14 protein-coding genes and 1 pseudogene are annotated in these 13,636 nt (G+C 68.4%); 7 read left to right on the top strand and 8 right to left on the bottom strand.

What is annotated here, in order from left to right; all coding sequences use genetic code 11:
• The first annotated feature begins 18 nt into the window (after positions 1–18).
• On the top strand, positions 19–207 hold the full coding sequence (locus tag ACRAWC_RS01365) for a DUF1918 domain-containing protein (protein WP_431346138.1): 189 nt from the start codon (positions 19–21) through the stop codon (positions 205–207).
• Positions 208–298: 91 nt separating this feature from the next.
• On the opposite strand, the gene ilvC is transcribed toward ACRAWC_RS01365, so the two are convergent.
• The 4 genes and pseudogenes from ilvC to ilvD form a co-directional block, all read right to left on the bottom strand.
• Positions 299–1,327: a ketol-acid reductoisomerase gene (gene ilvC / locus ACRAWC_RS01360; protein ID WP_431346137.1), complete on the bottom strand. Its 1,029-nt coding sequence runs from the start codon at positions 1,325–1,327 to the stop codon at positions 299–301.
• 63 nt (positions 1,328–1,390) lie between these two features.
• Positions 1,391–1,900, bottom strand: a complete 510-nt coding sequence (ilvN, locus tag ACRAWC_RS01355; RefSeq protein ID WP_185277752.1) for an acetolactate synthase small subunit — start codon at positions 1,898–1,900, stop codon at positions 1,391–1,393.
• A 5-nt stretch (positions 1,901–1,905) separates the two neighbouring features.
• Entirely contained in the window at positions 1,906–3,711 is a 1,806-nt protein-coding gene (locus ACRAWC_RS01350) for an acetolactate synthase large subunit (protein WP_431346136.1), read from the bottom strand.
• Positions 3,712–3,765: 54 nt separating this feature from the next.
• Positions 3,766–5,458 (bottom strand): annotated as a pseudogene (gene ilvD, locus ACRAWC_RS01345) (dihydroxy-acid dehydratase).
• 114 nt (positions 5,459–5,572) lie between these two features.
• Here ilvD and ACRAWC_RS01340 point away from each other — a divergent pair.
• The 5 genes from ACRAWC_RS01340 (at position 5,573) to ACRAWC_RS01320 (ending at position 8,589) form a co-directional block, all read left to right on the top strand.
• On the top strand, positions 5,573–5,893 hold the full coding sequence (locus ACRAWC_RS01340) for a hypothetical protein (RefSeq protein WP_431346135.1): 321 nt from the start codon (positions 5,573–5,575) through the stop codon (positions 5,891–5,893).
• Entirely contained in the window at positions 5,883–7,214 is a 1,332-nt protein-coding gene (locus ACRAWC_RS01335; RefSeq protein WP_431346580.1) for a hypothetical protein, read from the top strand. Before ACRAWC_RS01340 ends, ACRAWC_RS01335 begins: the two co-directional genes overlap by 11 nt.
• A complete protein-coding gene (locus ACRAWC_RS01330; protein WP_431346565.1) occupies positions 7,100–7,639 on the top strand; it encodes an alpha/beta hydrolase in 540 nt (179 codons plus the stop codon). Before ACRAWC_RS01335 ends, ACRAWC_RS01330 begins: the two co-directional genes overlap by 115 nt.
• A 77-nt stretch (positions 7,640–7,716) precedes the next feature.
• A complete protein-coding gene (locus tag ACRAWC_RS01325) occupies positions 7,717–8,181 on the top strand; it encodes a hypothetical protein (protein WP_431346134.1) in 465 nt (154 codons plus the stop codon).
• Between the two features lie 126 nt (positions 8,182–8,307).
• Positions 8,308–8,589 (top strand): hypothetical protein, encoded by a 282-nt coding sequence (locus ACRAWC_RS01320; protein ID WP_431346133.1) that lies wholly within the window; start codon positions 8,308–8,310, stop codon positions 8,587–8,589.
• Positions 8,590–8,619: 30 nt separating this feature from the next.
• Here ACRAWC_RS01320 and otsB read toward each other — a convergent pair whose 3' ends face one another.
• Positions 8,620–9,456: a trehalose-phosphatase gene (gene otsB / locus ACRAWC_RS01315; protein ID WP_431346132.1), complete on the bottom strand. Its 837-nt coding sequence runs from the start codon at positions 9,454–9,456 to the stop codon at positions 8,620–8,622.
• Between the two features lie 25 nt (positions 9,457–9,481).
• On the bottom strand, positions 9,482–10,954 hold the full coding sequence (gene otsA / locus ACRAWC_RS01310) for an alpha,alpha-trehalose-phosphate synthase (UDP-forming) (RefSeq protein ID WP_431346564.1): 1,473 nt from the start codon (positions 10,952–10,954) through the stop codon (positions 9,482–9,484).
• A 183-nt stretch (positions 10,955–11,137) separates the two neighbouring features.
• Between otsA and ACRAWC_RS01305 the strand changes: the two genes are divergently transcribed.
• The gene (locus ACRAWC_RS01305; RefSeq protein WP_431346563.1) at positions 11,138–12,067 is read left to right on the top strand and encodes a sugar phosphate isomerase/epimerase family protein; all 930 of its coding nucleotides are present in this window, start codon (positions 11,138–11,140) and stop codon (positions 12,065–12,067) included.
• Here ACRAWC_RS01305 and ACRAWC_RS01300 read toward each other — a convergent pair.
• Together ACRAWC_RS01300 and ACRAWC_RS01295 are read right to left on the bottom strand one after the other, a co-directional pair.
• Entirely contained in the window at positions 11,979–12,851 is an 873-nt protein-coding gene (locus ACRAWC_RS01300; RefSeq protein ID WP_431346131.1) for an SGNH/GDSL hydrolase family protein, read from the bottom strand. The genes ACRAWC_RS01305 and ACRAWC_RS01300 overlap by 89 nt on opposite strands.
• A gap of 49 nt (positions 12,852–12,900) precedes the next feature.
• A complete protein-coding gene (locus ACRAWC_RS01295) occupies positions 12,901–13,563 on the bottom strand; it encodes a TetR/AcrR family transcriptional regulator (RefSeq protein WP_431346130.1) in 663 nt (220 codons plus the stop codon).
• Positions 13,564–13,636: the final 73 nt, after the last annotated feature.

Below are 13,636 nucleotides of genomic sequence, written 5' to 3'. Positions count from 1 at the left end.
TTCAAGGAGGAGGCCGACATGCAGGCGACGATCGGAGACCGGATCTGCATCCGGGGCACCCACGTGGAGTCCGCCGACCGCCACGGCTCGGTGGTGGAGGTGCGCGGCGCGGACGGCGCCCCGCCGTACCTCGTCCGGTTCGACGACGGGCACGAGACACTCGTGTACCCGGGTCCGGACGCGGTGATCGAGCACAACGCGGCGTGAGCCGCGGCCGGGTTGCGCGCCGACGACGGACGGGGCCGCACCGACGCTCGGTGCGGCCCCGTCCAGGATGCCGTGGTTCAGCGCGGCTGGATCAGCGCGCGACCTCGCCGTCGACGTAGTCGTCGTCGTTCGACGCGTTCCAGGCGAAGAGTTTGCGCAGCTCGCGGCCGGTGGCCTCGATGGGGTGCTGCTCGCCCTTCTTGCGCAGCTCGAGGAACTCGGGCGCGCCCGCGTCCTGGTCGGCGATGAAGCGCTTGGCGAACGTGCCGTCCTGGATGTCGGAGAGCACCCCCTTCATGTTCTCCTTCACGTGCGGGTCGATGACGCGCGGGCCGGAGACGTAGTCGCCGTACTCGGCCGTGTCGGACACGCTCCAGCGCTGCTTGGCGATGCCGCCCTCCCACATCAGGTCCACGATGAGCTTGAGCTCGTGCAGTACCTCGAAGTAGGCGACCTGCGGCTGGTAGCCGGCCTCGGTGAGGGTCTCGAACCCGTACTGGACGAGCTGTGAGACGCCGCCGCAGAGCACGGCCTGCTCACCGAACAGGTCGGTCTCGGTCTCCTCGGTGAAGGTGGTCTTGATGCCGCCGGCCCGCAGGCCGCCGATGCCCTTCGCGTAGGAGAGGACGAGCGGCCAGGCGTTGCCGGTCGCGTCCTTCTCGACGGCCACGATGACGGGGACGCCGCGGCCGGCCTCGTACTCGCGACGCACGGTGTGGCCCGGGCCCTTGGGGGCGACCATGATCACGTCGACGCCCTCAGGCGCCTCGATGTAGCCGAACCGGATGTTGAAGCCGTGGCCGAAGACGAGAGCGTTGCCCTCCTCCAGGTTGGCCTGGATGTCGTCCTTGTAGAGGTTCCGCTGCACCTGGTCGGGCGCGAGGATGACGATGACGTCGGCCCACTTGGCCGCGTCGGCGGCGGAGAGGACGCGGAAGCCCGCCTCCTCGGCCTTCGGCTTGGACTTCGAGCCTTCCTTGAGGCCGATGACGACCTCGACGCCCGAGTCGCGGAGGTTCTGCGCGTGCGCGTGGCCCTGCGAGCCGTAGCCGATGACCGCGACCTTCTTGCCCTGGATGATCGAGAGGTCCGCGTCGTTGTCGTAGTAGATCTCAGCCACTGTGTGGGTTCTCCTTCGTGATGTGGTTCGTGCGTTAGTTCTTTCGCCGCCCGGAGGGCGAGTCTAGTTCTTGAAGACGCGTTCGGTGATGGACTTGCCGCCGCGGCCGATCGCGAGGAGGCCGGACTGGGCCATCTCCTTGATCCCGTACGGCTCCAGCACCTTGAGCAGCGCCTGGGTCTTGCCGCTGTCGCCGGTGACCTCGATGACGAGGGCGTCGGTGGCCACGTCGACGACGCGGGCGCGGAAGAGGTTGACCGCCTCCAGCACCTGGGAGCGGGTCGAGTTGTCGACCCGCACCTTGATCAGCAGGTGCTCGCGCTGGACCGACTGCGCCGGGTCCAGCTCCACGATCTTGATGACGTTGATCAGCTTGTTGAGCTGCTTGGTGACCTGCTCCAAAGGCAGCTCCTCGACGTCCACCACCACGGTGATGCGCGAGAGGCCGTCGACCTCGCTCGTGCCCACCGCCAGCGAGTGGATGTTGAAGCCGCGCCGCGCGAAGAGGCCGGCGACCCGGGTCAGCAGACCGGGCTTGTCCTCGACGAGGAGGCTCAGAACGTGTGTGCTCATGGGGGTCACTCCTCTCCGAAGGACGGGCTGTGGTCGCGTGCGTACTGCACGTAGCTGTTGCTGACGCCCTGCGGCACCATCGGCCACACCATCGCATCGGCGCTGACGACGAAGTCGATGACGACCGGGCGGTCGTTCGTCTCCAGCGCCAGTTTGATGGCGGCGTCCACCTCCTCCTCCTTCGTGACGCGGATGCCGAGCGCGCCGTACGCCTCGGCGAGCTTCACGAAGTCGGGCACGCGCACGGTGTCGTGGCCGGTGTTGAGGTCGGTGTTCGAGTAGCGGCCGTCGTAGAACAGCGTCTGCCACTGGCGCACCATCCCGAGCGACGAGTTGTTGATGATCGCCACCTTGATCGGGATGTTGTTGATCGTGCAGGTGGCCAGCTCCTGGTTGGTCATCTGGAAGCAGCCGTCGCCGTCGATCGCCCACACGACGCGGTCGGGCTGAGCGACTTTGGCGCCCATCGCGGCCGGCACAGAGTAGCCCATCGTGCCCGCTCCGCCGGAGTTGAGCCACGAGTTGGGACGCTCGTACTTGATGAACTGCGCCGCCCACATCTGGTGCTGGCCGACGCCGGCGGTGTAGATGCCCTCCGGCCCGGTGAGCTCGCCGATCCGCTGGATGACGTGCTGCGGGGCGAGCAGGCCGTCGCTGGTGGGCGTGTAGCCCAGCGGGAACTCCTCGCGGAGTCCGTTGAGGTACGTCCACCACTCGACCAGGTCGGGCGCGCCCGCGCGGGTGGCGTCCTGGTAGGCCGCGGTCAGATCGACGATGACGTCCTTGGCATCGCCGACGATGGGGACGTCGGCGACTCGGATCTTGGAGATCTCGGCGGGGTCGACGTCGACGTGCACGATCTTCGCATCGGGCGCGAACAGCGAGGTGTTTCCGGTGACCCGGTCGTCGAAGCGCGCTCCGAGCGACACGATCAGGTCGGACTCCTGCAGGGCGAGCACCGCGGGAACCGTGCCGTGCATGCCGGGCATGCCGAGGTGCTGCGTGTGGGTGTCGGGGAACGCCCCGCGTGCCATCAGAGTGGTCACCACGGGGATGCCGGTCGCTTCGGCGAGCTCCAGGAGCTCCTGCGAGGCACGCGAGCGGATGACGCCGCCGCCGACGTACAGCACCGGCTTCTTCGACTCGACCATGAGCTGGGCCGCGGCGACGATCTGCTTGCCGTGCGCCTTGGTGATCGGCCGGTAGCCGGGGAGGTCGATCTTGGGCGGCCAGACGAACGGCACGGCGTTCTGCTGCGCGTCCTTGGTGATGTCCACCAGCACCGGGCCCGGTCGTCCCGTGCCGGCGATGTGGTAGGCCGCGGCGATGGTGGCCGGGATGTCCTCGGCCTTCTTCACCAGGAACGAGTGCTTGGTGATCGGCATCGTGATGCCGACGATGTCGGCCTCCTGGAACGCGTCCGTGCCCATCAGCGTGGAGAACACCTGGCCGGTGATGAACACGACAGGCACGGAGTCCATGTGCGCGTCCATGATCGCGGTGACGAGGTTGGTCGCGCCGGGACCGGAGGTCGCCATCGCGACGCCGACCTTGTTGGACGCCGAGGCGTAGCCTTCGGCCGCGTGACCGCCGCCCTGCTCGTGACGGACCAGGATGTGACGGATCACGGAGGAGTCCATGATCGCGTCGTAGATGGGGAGGATCGCACCGCCCGGCAGCCCGAAGACGTCGGTGACGCCGAGGAGCTCGAGGGTGCGGACGACCGACTGGGAGCCGGTCAGGATTTCGGGCGACGCCTTTCCGGGCGCCGCGGGGGGCAACACTGAACTGGGGGTTGCATCCGGCGTCATGCCTTATCGATCCCTTACGTGCGAAGCGGTTGATGAATCCGAGTGGGGCGAAGGCTACCCCGTGACCGCGCCCTCCGCAGCGGAGTGCACGAGCTTGGAGTACTTCGCGAGTACGCCACGGGTATAGCGCGGAGGAAGAGGCGCCCAGCCGTCACGGCGGGCGGTCAGCTCTGACTCGTCGACAAGTAGGTCGAGGGAGCGAGCCGCGATATCGACCCGTATCAGATCACCATCGCGCACGAAGGCGATGGGACCTGCGTCCACCGCTTCGGGTGCTATGTGGCCGATGCACAGGCCGGTTGTGCCGCCTGAGAATCGTCCGTCCGTCAATAGTAGTACATCCTTGCCGAGGCCGGCGCCCTTGATGGCGGCAGTGATCGCGAGCATCTCGCGCATGCCTGGGCCGCCCTTCGGGCCCTCGTAGCGGATGATGACGACGTCCCCTGCGCTGATGCGCCCTTCGGTCAGCGCGTCCATCGCCGCCCGCTCGCGCTCGAAGACCCGGGCAGGCCCTCGAACACGTCGGCGTCGAAGCCGGCCGTCTTGACGACCGCGCCCTCCGGGGCGAGCGAGCCCTTGAGGATGGTGAGTCCGCCGGTCGGGTGGATCGGGTTGTCCAGCGAGCGCATGACGTTGCCGTCCGGCGCGGGCGGGTCGATCTCGGCCAGGTTCTCCGCGACGGTCTTGCCCGTGACGGTGAGGCAGTCGCCGTGCAGCAGACCCGCGTCGAGCAGGGCCTTCATGACGACGGGGACGCCGCCGTGCCGGTCGACGTCGTTCATGACGTACTTGCCGAACGGCTTGAGGTCGCCGATGTGCGGCACCTTGTCGCCGATCCGGTTGAAGTCGTCGATCGTGAGCTCGACTTCGGCCTCGTTCGCGATGGCCAGCAGGTGGAGGACGACGTTGGTCGAGCCGCCGAACGCCATGGCGACGGCGATCGCGTTCTCGAACGCCTTCTTGGTGAGGATGTCGCGCGCGGTGATCCCCTGCTTGAGCAGGTTGACGACGGCCTCCCCGAGCGGTGGGCGAAGTAGTCGCGGCGGCGGTCCGCCGAGGGCGGAGCGGCCGAGCCGGGGAGGCTCATGCCGAGCGCCTCGGCGACGCTGGCCATCGTGTTCGCGGTGTACATGCCGCCGCAGGCGCCCTCGCCCGGGGCGATGGCGCACTCGATGCGCTTGAGGTCCTCCTCGCTCATCTTGCCGGCCTTGCATGCGCCGACCGCCTCGAACGAGTCGATGATCGTCACGTCCTTCTCGGTGCCGTCGCTGAGCTTGACCCAGCCCGGCGCGATGGAGCCCGCGTAGAGGAAGACCGCGGAGAGGTCGAGCCGCGCGGCCGCCATGAGCATGCCGGGCAGCGACTTGTCGCAGCCGGCCAGCAGCACGGTGCCGTCGAGGCGCTCCGCCATCATGACGGTCTCGACCGAGTCGGCGATGACCTCACGGGAGACCAGCGAGAAGTGCATGCCCTCGTGGCCCATCGAGATGCCGTCGGAGACGGAGATGGTGCCGAACTGGAGCGGGTAGCCTCCGCCGGAGTGCACGCCCTCCTTCGCGCCCTGCGCGAGCCGGTCGAGGGAGAGGTTGCAGGGCGTGATCTCGTTCCACGAGCTGGCGATGCCGATCTGCGGCTTCTCCCAGTCCGCGTCGCCCATGCCGACGGCCCGCAGCATCCCGCGGCTGGTGGTGGCTTCGATTCCGTCCGTGACGACGCGCGAACGCGGCTTCCAATCGATCTCTGGCATGTGACAACTCTAGGACCGTTTGGATGCCGGGTCGGCCATGCGTCGGGGGCTGTGGACAACCCAGTCTCTTCAGGCGCCAGTACTGACATTGCCATATCGCATTGGTGTTCCTATATGGTGTTCCTCATCGTGAGCAAGGGAGGCGACGTGGGAGGAACCGTCGGTGCCGACACCGAGCACCTGCGCACGAGCGCGCAGACATTGGCCGAGGCGATCCAGGGGCGCCACTGGCCGGACGTCGACCCCGACGGGGTCGGCTCACCGCGTTCGATGGACGCACTGGAGCGTTTCGACGGCTATTGGCATCCCGGGCGTATGGCGTTGACGGGCAGCGTCGAAGCCCTCCAGCACGTCCTCCGCTCCACCGCGGACGCGTACGACAGGCGTGACCACGATGATGCGAAGACGTTCGGCGGTGCGGCTCGTGCGTTCTAGCTCGTGGGACTGGTCACCCGTCGGGTTCGACTCCGACCCGACCCCCGGCTCGGTGGAGACGGTGGACACACTGGCCGCCGAGCTGAGGAGGACGGCGGAATGGCTGTGGCACCGGTCGAACGTGCTGGACAGTGTGCACGCGACGATCGCGGCTCCCTATTGGTCCGGCGTCGCGGCCGAGGTCTTTGCAGAACGGCTCCGCAGCGTCGTCGACGGGGCCCGAGTCGCCTCAGGGCGCCACAACGAAGGCTCAGATGCCGCGCGTCGGTGGTCGACCGCGATGGCCGAGACGCAGACCGCGACCGACCGGGCGCTGCAGGACGCCGAGCTCGCGCAGGCCGACCTCCTGCTGGCGGAGGCCTCGCTCGGGCTGCGGACCGGCGTCGGCTTCGCAGGGACCGGCAGCCTGGACCCGGCGGCGGAGACCGAACTGCTCCATGCCCGGTTCCGCCTCCAAGACGCGCAGCAGTGTCTGGACGACGCCCGGAGGAAAGCGCAGATCGCCAAGGACGACTACGACACCGCCGAGGACGCGTTCGTCCGACAGCTCGACGCCACCCTGCACGGCGCCCTCCCCCATGCCTCCCTCCCGGAACTCGGAAACTTCGTCACGCTCTTCGGGACGATCACCGGGGTCGAATCCGCCGCCGCCCGCGGATCGGGGCTGCTGGACCTGCTCACCGCGCTGACCCCCGAGCAGGTCGAAAAGCTGCTCGCGGAGGATCCCCGCCTGGCGCAACGATTCTGGGACGACCCGCCTCCGCCGGAACGGGTGGCCTCCTGGTGGAAGGGGCTCTCTTCGGAGGTCAGGGAGGCCTGGTGCCAGTTCGCGCCGACGATCATCGGCAACCTTCCCGGGCTCGACGCGGAGACGCGCATCCACGCGAACTCGATCCAATTGCGCCGGGACCTCTACGACCCGGAGATCGACCCGGACTCACCACAAGGAATCGCGCTGCGGGACATTCTCACGGCACTCAACGTGCACAAGTTCTCCGGCCCCTGGCTGGACTACGAGAAGCTCGCGCGAGGCTTCGACCCGCCGCGCGGGCTGCTGTCCTACAATCTGCGCCACGACCCACCGTTGGCAGCGGTCGCCATCGGGGAGACCGAGGCGGAGAAATCCGGAAAGGTCACCTGGACGGTACCCGGTATGAACACCGGGATGGGCGAACCCGGGCCGGAGGCGACCGGCTGTCCCACGAACTGGACGGGCAATGGGCGGCCGACTTCATCCTCGCTGGCAACCCCCACCCATACACCTCCGTCGTCGGCCACTCCTACGGCACCACCGTCGCCGCCAACGCCGTCACCACCCTGAACCATTACGTGCAATCCGTGGTGTTTCTGGCATCCGCCGGAGTCGAGCAGAACATCGCCAGTGTGGACGCCCTGCACGTTGACGGCGGCGAGCAACACGTATACGCAAGCCAGTCGTCCCACGACGATGTCGCCGACGCGGGACGTGGGCTCTCCGGGCGAAAAGACCCCCGCGACAACTCGTTCAGGGCACGTCGGTTCTCCTCCGAAGGCGACCCCGAACACAACCTCCAGACAACCGACGGGCACGACCCCATCGGATACGGTACCGACAACGGGTCATTGTTCAATCCCCACGCCACCAAAGGACACGGCTACCTCGACAGAGACACCGAAGCGCTCCGCAACACCGCCGCAGCCAGTCTCGGACTCGATAGAAGAATCAACGGCGGCACCAGCATCCCCGGAACCGGCAAGAAACAATGAAACACCACGTCTTCACAGGGGTGATCGTGTCGTCGCTGACAGTGGCGACTCTGACCGGCTGCTCACTAGGAGGAATCATGACCAACCGCAACGACGACGTCCTCTCCCCACCCAACGGACTCTCCACCAAATCCCACACCGAACTCCTGGGCGAAACTATCCAGCAAACCAACGACCTGGTCCAACTCCTCGGGGGCGAATGGCTCGACTCCGCGTCACCGCCAAGCGCCTTCGACCCCACCGACCGAACTGGATGGCGATATCTGGTCCCCTGCGACATGAATGGCACCGCCGAGCAATACGACATCTTCATATCCCAGGTGAGACCGCTTGAAAACCCAAGCGCGGCGATCAACCAGGTCCGCTCGTACTGGGACAGCCTCGGCTACAGGATCGGCCAAATCGGCCCGAATGACGCCGACGACGAGCAGTTCACCGAAATCAGCGTGGCGCTGGAACACAAGGCCAGCCTTCAGTTCAGCGCAAGCACCACAGGAATGACCATCTGGATCAGCAGCGAGTGCGCAGCGATCGAAGAATGAGCCAGGACCCGTCGAAGCCGCCGATCGCGTCTGAGATGACGCCTGTGCAACCCGCGCGAAAGGGCACCGCGCCCCGGAAGTCGCACGCCCCTCGCGGGGTTCCTGTTGTGGGTCGGCGCTGTTCTCGTGTTCGGCGCCGCGATGATCATCGGGAATGTCATCGACGCCTCACATAAGCCAGTTTCGTTCTCTATGTATATTGGCGCGGTGCTCATGCTGCCCGTCGCAGCCAGCGTCCTGTACCTCCCGATGCTGATCGCGAGCGGTGCGATCTCCGTTCGAGCACTGTGGGTCGAAAGTCGGCGCGGGCTTGCCGCACTCTCAGTTGTCCTCGACATCATGAGCTGCGTTCCAGCAGGCTGGAGCTTCTTCCTGTTCGCAAGCACAAGATTCTTTGGGCTGTTCTAACGCCCCGACGCGATCCGGGTGCTGCCCGGTTCAGCCCTCCGCTGACTGAGCCGCGTCCCCGCGCGCATCCGCCAGCAACCCCAGCAGGGTCGCCACGGCCCGCTCGTCCGCGACGCGGAACTGCGCAGCCGTCTCGCCTTGGCCGACCTTGATCCCCAGGTCGCCCTCCTCCGGCCGCAGCACCGCGAAGGCGTCTTCGTCGGTGACGTCGTCGCCGGCGAAGAGGACCGCAGTCGCCTTCGTGTACTCGCGGAGGCGCTCGATGCCGTCGCCCTTGTTGGCTCCGCGGACCGAGAACTCGATGATGTCCTTGCCGTCGCGGATGGTGAGGGAGTCGCTGACCGACGCGGCGGCCTCATAGGCGCGCGCCACCACGGCCTGGCCCTCGGCGCCCTCCAGCAGGCGGTAGTGGACGCCGAAGCCGACCGGCTTGACCTCCAGGCGGGTGCCGGGCACGCTGTCGACCAGCGCGCCGAGCGTCTCGCCCAGCTTCTGGAGCGTCGCGCGCTCCTCGGGGCTCAGGTCCAGCGAGACGCCGTCACGGCCGAAGCGGATCTCCACGCCGTGAGAGCCGATCAGCAGGGCGTCCTCGTCGGCCTCGGTGACGATCTCCAGGCTGGAGAGCGGACGACCCGAGACGTACGCGACCCAGGTGTCCGGGAGCGCCTCCAGGCGGTCCAGGGCGGCTTTCGCTGCCGGAAGCATCCGGGCGGCCTTCGGTTTGTCGACGAAGGGCGCGAGCGTGCCGTCGAAGTCCAGTGCGAGCAGCAGTCGATCGGCGCCCGCCAGCCGCGCGACAGCCGTCGCGAGGGCGATGGCGGCCGGCTGCGGATCGGTGGCGGCGTTCGGGAGGGAGGTGTCTGTCATGCGGCTCTCGGTTGCGTGAACGGGGTCAGCGCCGGTTGACCGGCGGGTTCTGCAGGGGGTGATCGCCGTGTGCGCTCCGGGTGAGCGCCTCCAGGAAGCTGGCGGACCAGCGGGCGACGTCGTTCGTGAGCACTTTCTTGCGCAGGGCGCGCATGCGGCGCATCCGGTCACGCTTCGGCATCGCGATCGCCTGGAGGATGGCGTCCTTCAGGCCCTCGATGTCGTGCGGGTTGATCAGCAGCGCCTGGCGAAGCTCGTCGGAGGCGCCGGCGAACTCGCTGAGCACCAGCACGCCGTCCTCGTCCACCCGGGTGGCCACGTACTCCTTGGCCACCAGGTTCATGCCGTCGCGCAGGGCGGTGACGAGCATGACGTCGGCCGCGAGATACAGCGCGACCATCTCCTCCTTGGGGTAGCCGTGGTGGAGGTAAGCGATGGCCGTGTGGCCGAGGGTGGCGTAGTCGCCGTTGATCCGTCCGACGGTGAGCTCGATCTCGTCGCGCAACTGACGGTAGGTCTCCACGCGCTCGCGGCTCGGGCTCGCCACCTGCACGAGCGTGACGTCCTCCACGCTGACCCCGCCTTCGTGCAGCAGCTCGCCGAAGGCCTTCAGCCGGTGCCCGATTCCCTTGGTGTAGTCAAGACGGTCGACACCCAGCATGATCGTCTCGGGGTTGCCGAGCTCCTCGCGGATCTCCTTGGCGCGCTCCCGGATGGACGGGCGGCGGGCGAGCTCCTGGTACGCCTCGGCGTCGATCGAGATCGGGAAGGCCCGGGCCAGCACGGTGCGCACGAGGCCGCCGTGGCGGTTCGTCGTCACGTGGCGGTGCGAACCGGACTCGGGGTCGTCGGTGTCGATCGGCACCTCGATGATCGGGCCGCGGGTCTCGTAGCCCTTCAGCCGGCGGACGGCGCGTGAGAAGTTGCCCGCGTCGGCCACCCGCTGGAAGCCGATGACGTCGGCGCCGAGGAGTCCGTCGATGATCTGCCGGCGCCACGGGAGCTGCGAGTAGATGCCGTAGGGCGGGAACGGGATGTGGTTGAAGAAGCCGATGACCAGGTCCGGCCGCACCTCCCGCAGCATCGCCGGGACGAGCTGGAGCTGGTAGTCGTGCACCCACACGACGGCGCCGTGGGCCGCGACGCGCGCGGCCGCGTCGGCGAACCGCCGGTTGACGCGCACGTAGCTGTCCCACCACTCCCGGTGGTAGCTCGGCTGGGCGATGACGTCGTGGTACAGCGGCCAGAGCGTGTCGTTCGAGAAGCCCTCGTAGTACTCCTGAAGCTCCTGCTCGCTGAGCGCGACCGGCAGGATGCTGATGCCGTCGGCCTCGAACGGCTCGATCTCCTCGTCCGCGACACCGGCCCAGCCGACCCAGACGCCGTCCTCCGCCCGCATGACGGGCTGCAGCGCCGTGACCAGCCCGCCTGGAGAGGGCCGCCAGGACGCCTGCCCGGCCTCGTCGACCACGCGGTCGACGGGTAGTCGGTTGGACACGATCACCAGGTCGTACGTATCGGTTGCTACGGCTTCGGACGTCTGGCTGATGGTGGGTCAACTCCCCCAGTTGATGCGATGGTCTGCCTGCCACAGTACCAGCGCCCGCGCCGACGGGTACCGGCGCGCGTTCCCCCTCAGGACACTGCTCGTTCAGGCGCCGTGGTTAGAGTGACGGTCGTGATGCGCATCGGCATGGGCACGACCTGCGTCTACCCGCTGGGGGTCGAGACGGCCTTCCGCACGGCCGCCGAACTGGGCTACGACGGCGTCGAGGTCATGGTCACCCGCGACGACCGGACGCAGTCGGCCGAGCCCCTGCGGAGGCTCGCCGAACGCTACGGCACGCGCATCCTGAGCGTGCACGCGCCCGTCCTGCTGCTGACGCACTTCGTCTGGGGACGCGACCCCGGAGTGAAGCTGGAACGGTCGGCCGAGCTCGCCGCGGAGCTGGGCGCCGACACGGTCGTCGTCCACCCGCCGTTCCGCTGGCAGTCCGGTTACGCGGAGGACTTCCTGGGTCTCGTCCGATCGACCGCCGAGCGCACCGCCGTGACCGTCGCGGTCGAGAACATGTTCCCGTGGAAGGTCGCCGGCCGGTCGATGGCCGGGTACGTCCCGCACTGGAACCCGGTCGGGATGGACTGCGACGCCGTCACCCTCGACTTCTCGCATGCCGCGCTGAGCGGAGTGGACGGGCTCGACCTCGCGAACCAGCTCGGCGGCAGGCTGCGGCATGTGCACCTGTGCGACGGCTCCGGCCCGCTGGATGACTCGCGGGTCTTCGACGAGCACCTCGTCCCGGGACGGGGCAGCCAGCCGGTCGCCGAGGTGCTGCGCTCGCTGGCGGCCTCCGGCTGGGACGGCTCGATCGTCGCGGAGGTGAACACCCGGAAGGCGCGCGACGCCGGCGAGCGGGCGGCGATGCTCCGCGAGACGCTCGAGTTCGCGCGCGCCGCCATCGACGGCAGCAGCACCGACGGACGCGCCCGCATCACCTCCCAGGCCGCGGAGGACGACCCGGTTACTTCGCTCGACCCAGCAGCCGCACCAGCGCGTTCGCGTACTGCGCGTAGCCCGCTGCGGTCGGGTGGAAGGCGTCGGTCCCGCTGAGGTTCAGCCACGGCTTCTTCGAGCCGATCCCGTGCCCGGCGAAGTCGACGCCGACGTAGGTCATCGGCACGCCGTGCGCCCGCTGCGTGGCCACGACGTCCGAGATCGTCTGGTTGAGGCCGAGGGTCGCCGCGTTGATCGCGGTGTCGGTGCCGAACGTCGGCGACTTCGGGTCGTAGTTGTCGAACACCACCGCGTAGCCGGTGACGACGATGCGGGCGTTCGGCGCCGCGAGGTGGATGGCCGCGTAGACCGCCGACAGCCGCTCCGGGAGGACGTTGAGCAGCGACAGCGCCGAGGACACGCCGTTGCGGCAGGCGACCGCCTTGCCCGACGAGCACTCGGCCGCGATCGCGGCGACGCCGAGGTCGTTGCCGCCGATGCTCACCGTCACCAGGTCCGTGCGGTCGTCCAGGGCGATGAGCTGGTGCTTGAGGAGGTCGGAGGTGGTCGCTCCCGCGCACGCCGCGTCGACGACGAGGTCGACCCCGGAGTCGCGCGTGAACACGCTCGGGTAGCTGAACGGGCTGGAGCGGCACTTGCCGGTCTCGTCGCCCCCGCCCATCCCGGCGGCGAACGAGTCGCCGATCGCGACGTAGCGCGTCTGTGCCGTGAGCGGCTGCTTCGGGAACGGGTCGTGGGTCGATTTCGGCGACGGCGTCGCGCTGGCGGCCGCGCCCGGCGTCGCCTCCGGGTTCGCCGGAGCGGCGCACGCGGCCACGACCAGCAGCACGGCCGCGCAGAGCGCGGTCGCGAGGGCCGGACGGAGCAGTCGACGTCGCATCGAGCACACGTTACCCGCTGCTGCTCGGCGTTCGATCAGACCCCGGAGATCAGACCCGTTCCGTGAGGGCCAGCAGGATCGCGGGGACCGACTCGGAGAGCCGTTCGGCGAACTTCCGCTCGTCTCCGGAGAGCAGCGCCCTGGCCTCCCCGTTCGCGCAGAGCTCGGCGATGACGCGCACCGCCTCCCCCGGGTCGATCGTGAACCGGCGTCGGGCGCTGGCGAGCGCGGCGACGACCGTCTCGGTGAGCTCCTGGAAGAAGCTGTCCTGGTAGTGCAGGAAGTCCGCCGAGATGGCCGGGTCGCGCAGGGCGAGCAGCAGGAACTCCGACTGGACGAGCCACCAGCGCCGGTCGTCGGACTGCAGTTCCAGGATGCGGGTGATTGTGCGGAGGACATCCGCGTCGTCGAGCTCGGCTCCTCCGGACCCGACCAGCGGCCGGAGGAACTGCTCGACGCCGGCGTCGAGCTGCGCCAGGCGCAGGGTCTTCTCGCGCTCCATGAGTGCGAAGAAGAGCTCCTCCTTGCTGGAGAAGTTGGAGTAGAACGCGCCCCGGGTGAAGCCCGCCGCTTCGGCGATCGTCTCCACGCTCGCGGCCTTGACGCCCTGCTCGGCGAAGACGTCGAAGGCGGCGTCGAGGAGGCGCGTGCGGGTGCGCTGCCGGCGTGCGGACTCGAGAGGCGCGTCATCTCTGAGAGCCGTGCTGTTCAAGCTGAAACCTTCCTGTGCCGAGTTCCCGATACACGAGTGTATCCGATACAGTCGAGCATCGGATACGACGGTG

Source organism: Leifsonia sp. L25 (assembly GCF_050632895.1).
The sequence above is the reverse complement of the archived record's forward strand: the minus strand, read 5'-3'. Positions and strand labels throughout refer to the sequence as shown.

Bases quoted from the DNA above. Each gene is read 5' to 3' on its own strand.
- ACRAWC_RS01305 (WP_431346563.1), top strand. From the start codon at position 11,138: ATGCGCATCGGCATGGGCACGACCTGCGTCTACCCGCTGGGGGTCGAG.
- ACRAWC_RS01340 (WP_431346135.1), top strand. From the start codon at position 5,573: ATGGTGTTCCTCATCGTGAGCAAGGGAGGCGACGTGGGAGGAACCGTC.
- ACRAWC_RS01300 (WP_431346131.1), bottom strand. From the start codon at position 12,851: ATGCGACGTCGACTGCTCCGTCCGGCCCTCGCGACCGCGCTCTGCGCG.
- ACRAWC_RS01350 (WP_431346136.1), bottom strand. From the start codon at position 3,711: ATGACGCCGGATGCAACCCCCAGTTCAGTGTTGCCCCCCGCGGCGCCC.
- otsB (WP_431346132.1), bottom strand. From the start codon at position 9,456: ATGACAGACACCTCCCTCCCGAACGCCGCCACCGATCCGCAGCCGGCC.
- ilvN (WP_185277752.1), bottom strand. From the start codon at position 1,900: ATGAGCACACACGTTCTGAGCCTCCTCGTCGAGGACAAGCCCGGTCTG.
- ACRAWC_RS01365 (WP_431346138.1), top strand. From the start codon at position 19: ATGCAGGCGACGATCGGAGACCGGATCTGCATCCGGGGCACCCACGTG.
- ACRAWC_RS01325 (WP_431346134.1), top strand. From the start codon at position 7,717: ATGACCAACCGCAACGACGACGTCCTCTCCCCACCCAACGGACTCTCC.